9 protein-coding genes are annotated in these 13,287 nt (G+C 59.8%); 7 read left to right on the top strand and 2 right to left on the bottom strand.

The features are described 5' to 3' along the window. The 5 genes from bamB to A3730_RS02150 form a co-directional block, all read left to right on the top strand. Positions 1-750 (top strand): outer membrane protein assembly factor BamB (bamB, locus tag A3730_RS02170; protein ID WP_063537389.1); only part of this gene is annotated, 750 nt, incomplete at its 5' end. A gap of 108 nt (positions 751-858) precedes the next feature. Next, positions 859-2,268 (top strand): ribosome biogenesis GTPase Der, encoded by a 1,410-nt coding sequence (gene der / locus A3730_RS02165; protein WP_063519484.1) that lies wholly within the window; start codon positions 859-861, stop codon positions 2,266-2,268. Positions 2,269-2,397: 129 nt separating this feature from the next. Next, positions 2,398-4,440, top strand: coding sequence for a TonB-dependent siderophore receptor (locus tag A3730_RS02160; RefSeq protein ID WP_063519483.1), 2,043 nt, complete (start codon positions 2,398-2,400; stop codon positions 4,438-4,440). A 4-nt stretch (positions 4,441-4,444) separates the two neighbouring features. Next, positions 4,445-5,314: a hypothetical protein gene (locus tag A3730_RS02155; protein WP_063519482.1), complete on the top strand. Its 870-nt coding sequence runs from the start codon at positions 4,445-4,447 to the stop codon at positions 5,312-5,314. Next, positions 5,311-7,251: an ATP-binding protein gene (locus tag A3730_RS02150; protein WP_063537387.1), complete on the top strand. Its 1,941-nt coding sequence runs from the start codon at positions 5,311-5,313 to the stop codon at positions 7,249-7,251. The genes A3730_RS02155 and A3730_RS02150 overlap by 4 nt, the downstream gene beginning before the upstream one ends. Here A3730_RS02150 and xseA read toward each other — a convergent pair. After that, the gene (gene xseA, locus A3730_RS02145; protein ID WP_063537385.1) at positions 7,208-8,554 is read right to left on the bottom strand and encodes an exodeoxyribonuclease VII large subunit; all 1,347 of its coding nucleotides are present in this window, start codon (positions 8,552-8,554) and stop codon (positions 7,208-7,210) included. The two genes, A3730_RS02150 and xseA, sit on opposite strands and share 44 nt — an antisense overlap. 170 nt (positions 8,555-8,724) lie before the next feature. Between xseA and guaB the strand changes: the two genes are divergently transcribed. Both guaB and guaA read left to right on the top strand, forming a co-directional pair. Next, a complete protein-coding gene (guaB, locus tag A3730_RS02140; protein ID WP_063519710.1) occupies positions 8,725-10,206 on the top strand; it encodes an IMP dehydrogenase in 1,482 nt (493 codons plus the stop codon). 184 nt (positions 10,207-10,390) lie between these two features. Further along, positions 10,391-11,962, top strand: a complete 1,572-nt coding sequence (gene guaA / locus A3730_RS02135; RefSeq protein WP_063519711.1) for a glutamine-hydrolyzing GMP synthase — start codon at positions 10,391-10,393, stop codon at positions 11,960-11,962. 58 nt (positions 11,963-12,020) lie between these two features. Here guaA and A3730_RS02130 read toward each other — a convergent pair whose 3' ends face one another. Continuing rightward, entirely contained in the window at positions 12,021-13,229 is a 1,209-nt protein-coding gene (locus tag A3730_RS02130; RefSeq protein WP_063519712.1) for a hypothetical protein, read from the bottom strand. Between the last annotated feature and the right edge of the window lie 58 nt (positions 13,230-13,287).

The following is a 13,287-nucleotide window of genomic DNA, read 5'->3' as shown; positions in this document are numbered from 1 at the left end:
CTTTCCGGTGAAGCGCTGGCGATCCCCAACAGCAACGGCACCATCGTCGTCTTTCAGACCCAGGATGGCCATATAACGGCGCTGGACGCCACTACGGGGGATCAGGTGTGGGATTATGAAACCCCGGTGCCCACCCTGACCCTGCGTGGCCTGGCCCAGCCTGCCATTGCGGATGGTCGTGTTTATGCCGGTTTTGCCAATGCCAAGCTGGCGGCCCTGGACGCTGAGACCGGCGTGCCCGCCTGGGAGCAGCGTATTGCAGAACCCACCGGCCGCTCCGAGCTGGATCGCCTCACCGATATCGATGGCAACATGATTGTGGAAGGTGGCGGGGTTTTCGCCGTGGCTTTCCAGGGCAAGCTGGGCGTGGCGGACCAGATTAATGGCCGTCAGTACTGGGGCAAGGAAATGTCCAGTGCCCAGGTGATTAGTGCCAGCGGTGGTCGCTTGTTTGTGGCGGATGATGTTGGTGTGGTGCGGTCCGTGGACCAGCGCACCGGTAGCGTGCTCTGGCAACAGGACAAGCTGTACGGCCGCCGACTGACCGGCACTGCCGTGCAGGGCGACCTGATGGTGGTGGGTGATTTTGAAGGCTACCTGCACTGGATGGATGCGGATGACGGCACCCTGGTGGCCCGTAAGAAGCACGACGGTGACGGCTTTGCGGGTACCCCGGTCAGCTATGAAGACACCCTTTATGTGTTGAGTTACGACGGCAAACTGGCGGCCTACACGGTGCGCCCCAAATAACCGGTCCGGTTTCTCGATACCTGAAAAATCTGCGCCCCGCGCAGATTTTTTCGTTTGAATCCCCCTTTGGCGTTACCATAGCGCCGTTGAAACCTCGTTGAGATGACTATGAAGCCGGTAATCGCCCTGGTGGGGCGGCCCAATGTGGGCAAATCCACACTCTTCAACCGACTGACCCGTACCCGGGATGCCCTGGTGGCCGATTTCCCGGGGCTTACCCGTGACCGTAAATACGGGGATGGCCAGCTGGGCGGCTATTTGTACACGGTGGTGGATACCGGCGGTATCGGCGAGAACGATGACGGCATCGACGTGCCGATGACCAGTCAATCCCTGCAGGCCGTGGGCGAAGCCGATGTGGTGTTGTTTATGGTGGACGGCCGTGCCGGCCTGACCGCCGCCGATGAACAGATTGCCAGCGAGTTGCGCAAGCTGCCCAAACCCACCTACCTGATCGTTAACAAGACCGATGGGGTGGATGCGGATTCGGCCATGTCCGAGTTCTTTTCGCTGGGCCTCACCGAGGTGCTGCCGATCGCGGCGGCCCATGGTCGCGGTGTGACCAGCATGATCGAGCATATTCTGGAAGGGTTTACGGATCTGGAGTTGCTGCCGGAAGGCGAACATCGCACCTCCAAGAAGCCCGGCGAAGACAGCATTCGTGTGGCCGTGCTGGGGCGTCCCAATGTGGGCAAGTCCACCCTGATCAACCGCATGCTCGGAGAAGAACGGGTGGTGGTGTTCGACCATGCCGGGACCACACGGGACTCCATTGAAGTGCCATTCGAGCGCATGGGGCGCGCCTATACCCTGATCGACACCGCCGGGGTCCGGCGGCGCGGTAAAGTCTACGAAATGGTCGAGAAGTTTTCCGTGATCAAGGCGTTGCAGGCCATGGAAGCGGCCCAGGTGGTCGTGGTGGTCATCGATGCCCGCGAAGGCATTACCGACCAGGACCTGCACCTGTTGGGCTATGCCCTGGACAGCGGTCGAGCTCTGATGATCGCGGTGAACAAGTGGGATGGTTTGGAAGCGGACCATAAAGAGCGGGTGCGGGTGAATCTGGGGCGACGGCTGGAGTTCGCCCCCTGGGTGAAGATCAAGTTTATTTCTGCACTGCATGGCACCGGGGTGGGGGACCTCTGGGGCATGGTGGAGCAGGCCTGGGACAGCGCCTTTATCAAGATCGGCACCAACGAACTGACCCGGATGATGGAAGAAATCACCAACGGTCATCCGCCACCGCGCAATGGGCGCTTTCGCGCAAAATTGCGTTATGCTCACCTGGGCGGTAACAATCCGCCGACGCTGGTGCTGCATGGCAACCGCACGGAAGCCCTGCCTGCCAGCTACAAGAAGTTTCTGGAAAACCGTTTCCGCGAACTGCTGAAACTGGAAGGCACGCCGATCCGGCTGGAATTCAAGTCCGGTACGAATCCGTATGAAGGGCGCAAGAATGTGCTCACCGATCGCCAGGTGCATAAGCGCAAACGGATGATCAAGCGAATGAAAAAATAACCTGCCTCGCTGAGCAAGGAAGGAGGCCGGGGCAGGCAACACGGAGGATGCGTTATCAAACGCTGGGGGTATTGGGGGATAGCCGGTTGTTTAGGCGTGTTTTGCGCGTCTGCGCAAGCGATAGAACCAATGATGGAACCGGCCCAGCAGCCCGCCATGGTTCTTACCCCTGCCCGCGTGAGTCAGCCTCAATCCGAGGCCCCAGCCAGTGTCACAGTGATTGACCGCACGCTGATCGAAGCCAGCGGTGCCCGCGAGCTGTATGAAGTCCTGAAACTGGTCCCGGGTATGGCTGCGGTGAAGGTGGACGGCAATGTCCCTTCGGTAGCCTACCACCCCACCCAGGCCCGCGATCAGCGGCGCATGCTGGTGTTGCTTGATGGTCGCAGTCAGTATCAGCCGGGCCTGTCCCGGGTGAGCTGGAACGACATGCCGGTGGATATCCGCGATGTGGAACGTATTGAGGTTACCCGTGGTCCGGCGGCTGCCGCGTATGGTGCCAACGCTTTCACTGCCGTGATCAACATTATTACCCGTGACCCACGGGATATCAGCAAGAGCGGCGTGACCGTACAGGGCGGCAATAATGGTATCCGCGATGCGCATCTGGTTGGTGTTCACCGGCTGGAAAACGGGGCGCTGCGTGCTTCCGTGTCGCGACGGGCAGATAACGGCTATGACGAGCCCTTCGAAGGCGAGAGCCTGCCGGATGGCAAGCGCATTGAGACGCTCAACACCGAGTGGGTCTGGGACGCAGATGCCCGCAATACGCTCATGGTGCAGGCCGGTGGTAGCCGCAGCCGCCTGGAGCGCCAGCAGGAAGCCGGTGTTGCCGATATTGGCGAATACCAGGGCGACCCGGTGCAGAAAGGCGAGCGGGCATTTGTGTCGCTGCAATGGCAGCACAATTTCAGCCGGACCCATCAGCTGCAGGTCCATACTTACGGCCAGTACAATCAGGAAATCACCGACTTTAATGTCTGTTACCTGGACCCTGTGACCGGCCAGACCGGGCCCGGGGGCGGCCTGTTCTTCAGTCAGGAACTGCGCGATTTGTATTTGCAGAATGGCAGCGACATGGGGGCGACTTTTGCGGCCTTTCCGGCGGATGCCGATGCCACTAACCGTTATTTGACCTTGCAGGGTGCCGGTGCGCCTTTCTGTGCCGGCAGTGAGCTGGATATTCAGGAGGTGCGTTATGACCTGGAAATTCAGGATACCCTGCAGCTGACTCGCTGGGCACGACTGGTCAGTGGGGCAGAAATTCGCCATGACCGGGTACAGTCCGACAGCTACCTTGGGGGCACGCAAGACAATATCAGCTACCGTTTTTTTGGCAATCTGGCGCTGGATGTCCTTGATCCGGTAACGGTGAACCTGGGCGGCTATTGGGAGCGAGACCAGATCAGCGGTGATCATTTCAGCCCCCGCGCCGGCGTTAACTGGCGGCTGCTCCCGGGCCACCATCTGCGTTATGTGTATTCCGAAGCGCTGCGCACACCGGATATCTATGAAGAGCGCGCCAATATCAATATTCAGGCGCAAACCCTGTCACCGCCGTTTGCGGATAATACCCAGGCGTTGCTGGGCTGGGCGCCAGCGTACTTTTTTGTGACCCAGCAAAGCCCTGGCACTTTTGAGCCGGAGCGCATCCGTTCCTGGGAGGTTGGCTATTACGGGCAGTTTTCTGCGATAGAACTGGATGTGCGCTATTTTCAGGAAAGCCTGACGAACCTGCTGAGCACGGCACTCAATCCGTTTGAATTTGAACCGAGCAACGAAGGGTGGGTCAACCATCAGGGCACAGAAGCCCAGCTCTCCTGGCGCCCGAGTGTATCGCATTTATTCCGTGTTACCGGCGCCCACATTCACACCGACACTAACGTGAAGACCGAGCGGCGTCTGGCTGCCCGGGATTCTGGCAGTGCCCTGTGGTCGTGGCAGTTCAGCCGCCAATGGGCGTTTTCATCCGCGTATTATCTGTCCAATGATTATAACGATAACGTTTTTGAGCGTGCGGACGTGCAGCTCCGCTTTCGCCACCGTGCCGGCCCCACGGAGCTGGAATGGCGGGCAGTTGTTCAGCATGGGCTCAATAAGGCCCCGGTGGTTTTTGCAGAGAATCACTACCAGCAAGATCGAATGTGGCTGGGTGTGACGGTGAGGATATAGCCGGATGCAAAGCAGGCATGGACGCGCACTGGTTCTTCTTTTGTTGCTGGCAACGGCTGGCGGTGCGTTGTCCTCGCCGGCGCAAACCGTACACGTACTGGCTGAGCCCAGCCCCTTCAAGGATGTGTTTGTGCTTTCGCTGGCGCAGGATCTGCCGGCGAACCTGCGTGTCGTCGATGAGCCCGAGGTGGCGGATGTACTGGTTGCCCTCGGCGATGCCGCCTTTACCCGTGCCATGGCCCAGGGAAAACCGTTGTTGGGGGTCCATGTCAGCCGTGCCTTGAGTGAAAAGGCCGTGCAAGAGGGGTACCGGTGTGCGGCGATCTGGGCGGGGGTCAGCCTGGCGAATCAGTTGCAGTTGGTGCGGACCATGATGCCTCTGGCCCGCCGGGTTGGCGTGGTACTGGGGGCGGACAGCGTTTGGCCTGCCGAGCTGGTGCGTGGTTTTCGCGGGCCGCTCAAGCTGGAGTTGTTGCCGGTCAAAAATGCCCGGGACCTGGGTGACACCCTGCGTGAGAATCTCAATCATCTCGACGCCATTGTGCTTCCGGTGGACGACGCTCTGCTCGGGCCAGATGCCGCCAAGCTGGTGTTGTTGACTAGCTACCGCCAACGCCGGCCAGTGTTTGGCCCGGATCTGACATTTGTGAATGCGGGCAGCGTGGCATCGTACTATGCCAGCGGTAGCGATCTGGTCAGCGAAGCGGTTCAGCGGCTGCGTGTTTTTGCTGACACGGGAGAGTGGGGTGCCTCTGCCTTTGTGTCTCGCCCGTCGGTGGTGGTCAATGAGCACGTTGCCAGCAGTTTTGACATGCATTATCGGGATAGTGGGGCACTTCAGGATGCCCTGCAAAAAGCCGGGGAGGCGCCATGACGCGTGCCGATGTACCGCGCAAAGGCCCGGGGATTCGCAAGCAATTGCAAGTTCTGGGGCTGGTTCCTGCACTGTTCATGCTGGGCCTGTTGTTGGTGGCATTAACGTGGCAGCGCTTTGAGGACGCGGATCGGGACCTGCATGAACTGGGCAGTTTTTTGGCTCAGCAGATTGCTTCGGCATCGGAATACGGCGTATTGGCGGGCAATTACACGGACTTGCGCCGCCAGGCTCAGCTGGCCATGCAGCGGGCGGATCTGCAGTACGTGGTGTTTCGCGATGGTGATGGTCAGGTGCTGCTGTATGAGGGGCGAGACCGCGAGGAAAGCAACAACGAGATCATCGAATTTCATTCCGGCATTTATCGTCAGGCGGTGGCACCAGAAGGCATGCTGGAAGGCCCGGTGGAGCGCGATGACAGACCGGACCGCATTGGTGAGGTGGTGCTTGGCATGTCGAGTGCCCGATTGTTGGCACGGCAAAAGGAAATTTTGCTGGCCAGCATGATTCCTGCCTTCTTCGCCATGATCCTGGGGCTCTGGATTGCCCACTATCTGGCGCGCCAGATTGCCGCACCACTGGGTTACCTGTCGGGTCTGCTGCGGACCCTGCGCCAGGGGGAATACTCTGTGCGGGGCAACAGCCGTTTGCAGGGTGAGTTGGGCGAACTGCAGGACAATATCAACGAGCTGGCCGGCGCGCTGGAAGGCGCCCGGCACACGCAGCAGGTGGCCATGACAGAATTGCAGCAAGCCCATCGTCAGGCGGAAACCGCCAGCCAGGCCAAAAGCGATTTCCTGGCCATGATGAGCCACGAGCTGCGCACCCCCATGAATGGTGTGCTGGGGATGCTGCAATTACTGGAAGAAACGGCCCAGAACGAGGAGCAGCACGAATACACCGAAGCGGCGCTGGAATCCACCGGTCATCTGCTGGATGTGATTAACGATATCCTCGATTTTTCGCGTATCGAAGCCGGGCGCATGGACCTGGACCCGTCATTCTTCGAATTGCGCCCCCTGCTGCAGAACTGTGTCGCCACTTTTCGTTATGTGGCGGAAAGCAAAGGGCTGTATCTGCGCCTTGAGGGCGACGAAGTGCTGGCAGGCAGGGTGGCGAGGAGTGACCCGACCCGGTTGCGCCAGGTGCTCAGTAATCTGATTTCCAATGCGGTGAAGTTTACCCAGGAAGGGGGCGTCACTGTCACCGTATCGGTGCTGCCGGTTCGGGGAGACTGGCTGGACCTGAGTGTTGCCGTGGCCGATACCGGTATTGGTATTCCAGAGTCCAAACGTTCAAGCCTGTTTAAGGCGTTCTCACAGATTGATTCCTCCACCTCGCGCCGTTTTGGTGGCACCGGGCTGGGGCTGGCGATTGCGCGCAAACTCAGTGAAATGCTCGGTGGCACCCTGTCAGTAGGTAGCCGGGAGGACGAGGGCAGTGTCTTTACGCTGTCGTTGCGCCTGTTGTGCCGTGAGCAGCCGGCGGACAGTGGGCCGGCGGGGCCGGCCAGCCCGATTGAACCGGAGCAACATGTCCTGCATGGGCTGGTGCTGCTGGTGGAAGACAATGTGGTCAATGCCATGGTGGCGCGGCGTATTCTGGAGCAGATGGGCGTCACCGTGGTGACGGCAAGTAATGGCGAGGAGGCGCTGGGAAAAGCGCGCCAGCGAGACTTTGATTGCATTCTCATGGACGTGCAGATGCCGATAATGGATGGCCTGGAGGCCACCCGGCAATTGCGACAGTGGGAGCGGGAACAGGGCCGGGCGCCCATGCCGGTGGTGGCGTTGACCGCCAATGCCATGCATGAGGAACGCGAACGTTGCCTGGCGGTAGGTATGAACTCCCACCTGGCCAAGCCGTTCCGCCGTCAACAGTTGGCGCGGGTGCTCAGTCCGTATCTGACTCCTGGACGTGTTCCACCCGGGCAGTAACTTCGCCGTCGACCAGTCGGGTGGTCAGGGTGTCACCAGCCTGTAATTGGCTTACAGAGCGCACCGCATCCTCTCCCTTGAAGGTAATGCTGTATCCCCGCGCCAGGGTTTCCAGCGGGCTGGCTGTTTGCAGGCGCTTACTCAGCCCGGCCAGCTGCACTTGCTGTTGTTGAATCTGCCGCTGTATGGGTTGTGGCAATCGCTTGTTCAGGGCTGCCAGCTGTTGCTGGCGGTCCAGCAGAAGCCGCTCTGGTGATAGCCGCGCCAGGCGTTGCTGGCTGGGCTGCAGGCGGCCATGGAGTAGAGTGAGGCGGTGCTGCATCTGTCGTTGCAGGCGATTGTGCAATTCATCCAGTCGCTGGCTGCTTTGCTCAAGGTGCTGGCGAGGGGAGCGAAGCCGCTGGCTCAGATGGCGCAGGCGCTCCTGCGGGGTGCGGAGTTGTTGCGCCATGACCCATCGCAACCGCCGGTGCAGGCCGGCAAGACGCTGGCTGACCACCGACAGGTCAGGGCTCACCAGTTCCGCGGCGGCGGAAGGGGTCGGAGCGCGCAGATCGGCGGCAAAATCGGTCAGCCCGGTGTCCACCTCATGGCCCACGGCAGAGACAATGGGAATGGGGCACTCGGCGACCGCCCGGGTCAGGGCTTCGTCGTTGAAGGCCCACAAATCTTCCAGAGACCCGCCGCCCCGACCAATAATCAGCACGTCGCATTCGTTGCGTGTCACCGCCAGTTCCAGCGCCTGGCGCAGCTGTGCCGGCGCATCGGCACCCTGCACCGCTGCCGGATAAATCACCACGGGAATGGACGGGCAGCGCCGTTGCAGTACCTGGAGAATATCGCGAATGGCAGCGCCACTGGGGGAGGTGATTACCCCAATCTGGTTGGGCCAGGCAGGCAGTGCCTGTTTGCGGTCCTGGGCGAACAGTCCCTCGCTCTGAAGTTGGGCTTTGAGCGCGTCGAACTGGGCCTTGAGGGCGCCCTGGCCGGCGGGCTCCATGTGTTCGACCACAATCTGGAAATTGCCGCGGGGCACATACAGGGTGATTTTGGCGCGCACCAGTACCTGCTGGCCGTTTTGGGGTGAGAAATCCAGCAACCTGTTGCGATTTCGAAACATGGCCCCATTAATCTGGGCACGCGTGTCTTTCAGGCTGAAGTACCAGTGGCCGGAGGCCGGACGGGAAAAGTTGGACAGTTCGCCCTGTAGCCAGATCAGGGGGAAAGAGCTTTCCAGCAGGCCCTGGGCATCCAGGTTCAACTGGCTGATGGACAGCGGTTCGGCGCGGGATGAAATGGTCATCGCGGGAGGGTAGCCCGTTTTTTTGAACCCTGCCAGCGGTGATTGTGTGGTTAGCCGGTAATGTCGTATAATCGCCCGCTTAATTTAACGGGGTGCCTGTCTCATTCTGGGTGCTGCCGCTCCGCCCGGTGGCATCCGCCAGGCTCCCCCCTCACTTCCTACGGTGCAATATGCTCAGAATTGCCCAAGAAGCATTAACGTTTGATGACGTTTTGCTTGTGCCTGCCCATTCCAATGTGCTGCCCAAGGACGTGTCCCTGAAATCCAAATTGACCCGGGACATCGCTCTTAACATTCCCCTGGTATCCGCAGCCATGGATACGGTTACCGAGCATCGCCTGGCCATTACCATGGCGCAGGAAGGGGGTGTCGGTATCCTCCATAAAAGCATGGATATCGAAGACCAGGCGCGTAATGTACGCATGGTCAAGAAATACGAATCCGGTGTGGTCAAAGACCCGATTACCGTCAGCCCTGATACCACAGTTGCCGAATTGATCCGCATCACTGATGCGAACAACATTTCCGGCGTTCCGGTGGTTGAGAAAAACGGAGAAGGTGACAAGGTGGTTGGCATTGTCACCAGCCGTGACACCCGTTTCATCACCAACTACGACCAGTGTGTGAAAGACATCATGACCGGCAAGGACCGGCTGGTGACAGTGCAGGAAGGTGTTGGTGCTGATGAAGTTCAGGCACTGCTGCACAAGCATCGCATCGAGAAAGTCATTGTGGTGAACGCTGCCGGCGATCTGCGCGGCATGATCACCGTGAAAGATATCGAAAAAGCGGCCAAATACCCTAATGCCTGCAAGGACTCCCAGGGGCGCCTCCGTGTGGGTGCGGCAGTGGGCACCGGGGCCGGCACCGACGAGCGCGTTGCTGCGTTGGTGGAAGCCGGGGTGGATGTGATCGTGGTGGATACTGCACACGGCCATTCCCAGGGTGTGATCGACCGTGTTGCCTGGGTGAAGAAGCATTTCCCCGAGGTGCAAGTGATCGGCGGCAATATCGCCACGGCCGCTGCAGCCAAAGATCTGGTGGCTGCTGGCGCCGATGCGGTGAAAGTGGGTATCGGCCCTGGCTCTATCTGTACTACCCGTATCGTGGCCGGTATTGGTGTGCCGCAGATTACGGCTATTTCTGATGTGGCCGCGGCGCTGCAAGGCACCGGCGTGCCCTTGATCGCCGACGGCGGTATCCGCTTCTCCGGTGATATTTCCAAAGCCGTTGCCGCTGGCGCCAGCGCCATCATGATCGGTTCCCTGCTGGCCGGCACTGAAGAAGCGCCGGGTGAGGTCGAGTTGTTCCAGGGGGGCTACTACAAGGCTTACCGTGGCATGGGCTCGCTGGGTGCCATGTCTGGCTCCACCGGTTCCTCCGACCGTTACTTCCAGGATGCTGCTGCCGGCATCGAGAAACTGGTACCGGAAGGCATCGAAGGGCGTGTGCCTTACAAAGGGCCGATGAGCGCTATCGTGCACCAGCTGATGGGTGGCCTGCGTGCTTCCATGGGCTACACCGGCTGCGCCACCATCGAAGAGATGCGCACCAAGCCGGAGTTCGTGAAGGTAACGAATGCCGGGATGAAAGAGTCCCACGTGCACGATGTGACGATTACCAAGGAAGCGCCGAACTACCCGGTGGGGTAATTCGGGGTCTGTTGTGACTTGAAGGGGGTCGGATGTCCGAGGTCGGACGTCTGACGCCAGAGCCGGTCGGAGACATCTCCGGCCGTTTTGCTTTTAAAGCGTCCGACGTCAGGCATCCGGCGTCAGACCCGTAACCAACAAGGTCCGGCGCCAGCCGTCGGCAACCACCGCGGGATAGAACCCCATGCAAGACATCCATGCCCAGCGCATCCTGATTCTGGACTTCGGTTCCCAATACACTCAGCTGATTGCTCGCCGCGTGCGGGAAATCGGTGTGTACTGCGAAATTCGTGCCTTCGACATGACCGCTGAAGAGCTCAGCGAGTTTGCACCCAAAGGCATTATTCTTTCCGGTGGGCCGGAGTCGGTGACTGCAGCAGAGACGCCCCGCGCTCCGCAGGCCGTGTTTGACGCAGGCATTCCGGTGCTGGGTATCTGTTACGGCATGCAGACCATGGCCGAGCAGTTGGGCGGCAAGGTCATCGCCGGTGAGAAACACGAGTTCGGTTACGCCCGCGTGGAAAAGGCTGAAGCCAATGCGCTGCTGGACGGCATCGTCGACCATGAAGAGCAGGGTAAGGAATTTCTCGACGTATGGATGAGTCATGGTGATCGTGTCGGCGAGATGCCGGCGGGTTTCGTGGCGACCGCTACCACCGGCAGCTGCCCCATCGCCGGCATGGCCAACGACGAAAAGCGCTTCTATGGTATCCAGTTCCATCCGGAAGTGACCCATACCTTGCAGGGCGGCCGCCTGCTGGAGCGCTTCGTGCGCGAGCTGTGTGACTGCGAAGCCCTGTGGACCCCGAGCAACATCATCAGCGATGCCATCGACACCATCCGCGAGCAGGTAGGTACCGACGAAGTCATCCTGGGCCTGTCCGGCGGGGTGGATTCCTCCGTGGTGGCGGCGCTGCTGCACAAGGCCATCGGTGACCAGCTCACCTGCGTGTTCGTGGACAACGGCCTGCTGCGTCACCAGGAAGGTGACCAGGTCATGGAAATGTTCGCCGACAGCATGGGCGTGAAAGTGATTCGCGTGGACGCGGAAGACAACTTCCTCGGCAAGCTGGCCGGCGAGGCGGATCCGGAGAAGAAGCGCAAGATCATCGGCAATACCTTTATTGATATTTTCGACGAAGAAGCGGGCAAACTGGAGAATGCCAACTGGCTGGCCCAGGGCACCATCTACCCGGATGTGATCGAATCCGCCGCCAGCAAGACCGGCAAGGCCCATGTGATCAAGAGTCACCACAACGTGGGTGGCCTGCCGGAAGATATGAAACTCAAGCTGGTGGAGCCCCTGCGCGAACTGTTCAAGGATGAAGTGCGCAAGATCGGCCTGGAGCTGGGGCTGCCCTACGACATGGTCTACCGCCATCCCTTCCCGGGGCCGGGTCTGGGTGTGCGTATCCTCGGCGAAGTGAAGAAGGAGTATGCCGATACCTTGCGCCTGGCAGACCATATCTTCATCGAAGAGCTGCGCGCCGCTGGTCTGTACCACAAGACCAGCCAGGCGTTTGCCGTGTTCCTGCCGGTCAAGTCAGTGGGCGTGGTAGGCGATGCCCGTCGCTACGAATATGTGGTGGCTCTGCGTGCGGTGGAAACCATCGACTTCATGACGGCCCGCTGGGCGCATCTGCCCTATGAATTCCTGGAACTGGTCTCCAGCCGCATCATCAACGAAATTCCGGGCATCAGCCGGGTGACCTACGATATCTCGTCCAAGCCACCGGCGACGATTGAGTGGGAATAAGCCACGCAAAATACAAAAGGCGGCCCAATGGCCGCCTTTTTTATGGGCACCGGAAAGCTTAAGAACAAATCCGCATCAGGTGCGTGATCAGGTCTACCTGTCGGCGGAAGTTGTTCTTTTGCAGCAATGATTTGATGTTGGTGCGAATGGTGCTGATGGCCAATTCCAGTTGTTCGGCCGCTTCGGCGGTGTTGGTTCCCTTGAGCAGGCAGAGGCAGACGCGGGCCTCTGCCTCGGTAGCGCTGATGACCTTGCGGATCTCGGCAATGCTGGGGGTGCGGCAGACATTGGGATCGAAGATTTCCACCAGAACATTGCTGTTGTTGCTTTGTCGGTTGTGTACCGGGGTGATGGAGACCCGCAGGGGCAGGGCGTCGGTTTGCAGGTAAAGGGTGTCGCTGTCGTCCAGGGCGCCGGTCTTGCCGGTAATGAATAGCATCAGCTGGGTGTAGAAATCCTTGCCGAACTGTTGATCCCTGAAGGCGATCTCCCGGCTATCCTGATCGATCGTGAATGCCTTGTAGCGTCTGCCTATCTCCACAAAGGCCGGGCTGGCACTGACCAGGAGCGAGACTGGCGAAAACACGGCAACGGGCTGTTTCAATACGGCGATGCTGCTTTGCAGGTCCTTGAAGCTCTGCTCCGAGCGGTGCAGGCGCTCGTACAAATCGAGGGCAATTTCGGCGTGTTTTTTCAGTCGCGAGAGCAGTGCCATTTCCGGCTTGCTGAACACCCGGCTGCCTTTTTGGCGATTGAATACCAGTACCACGTGCTGCTGGTACTTGTTGGTAAAGGCGATGGTGGCGCTGTCGATAATCCCGGCGGCGCGTATCCAGGTGCGGGAGAAGGCGGGCATGTCTGCCAGGAAATCGCTCTCCGGGTCCCCATCGGCGTAGCTGAACAGAGCGTTGGGGCCGGTTTCCAGTGCCCGGGCGATGGCCTTGTCCTTGAACACCAGGCCGGTCTTGAGCATCAGCGGGACCACACCGGGCGGATAGCCCACGGCCCAGCCATACAGCCCTTTCAGTTGCGGCTCTTTCTGTATCACGGCCAGGCAACAGCTGGCCAGGTCAAAGGTGTCGCGGATGTTGCGCAGAAAGAGGTCGAAGCCGTCCTTGTGCTCAACACAGCTGTAAAGGCTGGTGACCAGATCATCCAGTATGTCTGCCTGGGTGTCGTCCGGTCCGAGCTGTTCGGTACTGGACCTGGACCGGCCGTTTTCTACCCGCGACAGATGGATAAGTTGGTTTTTATCGGCTGCAGGCATTTCCGTTTACCACCCCCCTCATACAGTGCTGTCCCCCCGGATAATTGTTAACTGGTTC

This window comes from Alcanivorax sp. HI0044 (assembly GCF_001634945.1).
Note: the sequence above shows the minus strand (reverse complement) of the source record. Positions and strands in the feature narration are given on the sequence as shown.

What these genes read in the sequence shown, in the direction of transcription:
- der (WP_063519484.1), top strand. Translation starts at nt 859, where the DNA reads ATGAAGCCGGTAATCGCCCTGGTGGGGCGGCCCAATGTGGGCAAATCC.
- A3730_RS02160 (WP_063519483.1), top strand. Translation starts at nt 2,398, where the DNA reads ATGATGGAACCGGCCCAGCAGCCCGCCATGGTTCTTACCCCTGCCCGC.
- A3730_RS02155 (WP_063519482.1), top strand. Translation starts at nt 4,445, where the DNA reads ATGCAAAGCAGGCATGGACGCGCACTGGTTCTTCTTTTGTTGCTGGCA.
- A3730_RS02150 (WP_063537387.1), top strand. Translation starts at nt 5,311, where the DNA reads ATGACGCGTGCCGATGTACCGCGCAAAGGCCCGGGGATTCGCAAGCAA.
- xseA (WP_063537385.1), bottom strand. Translation starts at nt 8,554, where the DNA reads ATGACCATTTCATCCCGCGCCGAACCGCTGTCCATCAGCCAGTTGAAC.
- guaB (WP_063519710.1), top strand. Translation starts at nt 8,725, where the DNA reads ATGCTCAGAATTGCCCAAGAAGCATTAACGTTTGATGACGTTTTGCTT.
- guaA (WP_063519711.1), top strand. Translation starts at nt 10,391, where the DNA reads ATGCAAGACATCCATGCCCAGCGCATCCTGATTCTGGACTTCGGTTCC.
- A3730_RS02130 (WP_063519712.1), bottom strand. Translation starts at nt 13,229, where the DNA reads ATGCCTGCAGCCGATAAAAACCAACTTATCCATCTGTCGCGGGTAGAA.